Below are 235 nucleotides of genomic sequence, written 5' to 3'. Positions count from 1 at the left end.
GCAGTGGCCTGTTAATTTAGCGATTGCGTTTGTATCATGATCGTATTTACCTTTTCCGTAGTTAAGTGCGCTGCCTTCACCAAGTAAACCTTTTTCAATAAGTGTTTTTATTGGTGCAGAAGGCCCGTTTCGAAAAATTGCTGTTTTTGCTGATGTTGTAAAATCAGTTTTAAGCTCTTCTTTGAATGCCGGCTTTTGTCTTTTGGTTGTTACTGTTGTTTTCGGTGCTTCACAC

General features: G+C 39.1%; 1 protein-coding gene. It reads right to left on the bottom strand.

The annotated features are described in order from the left end of the window. Positions 1–235: hypothetical protein (locus Q4528_RS16120; protein ID WP_303522777.1), on the bottom strand; the 235-nt coding region annotated here is incomplete at both ends.

The sequence above is a fragment of the Staphylococcus pasteuri genome, assembly GCF_030547725.1.
Lineage (GTDB): Bacteria > Bacillota > Bacilli > Staphylococcales > Staphylococcaceae > Staphylococcus > Staphylococcus pasteuri.
Note: the sequence above shows the minus strand (reverse complement) of the source record. Positions and strands in the feature narration are given on the sequence as shown.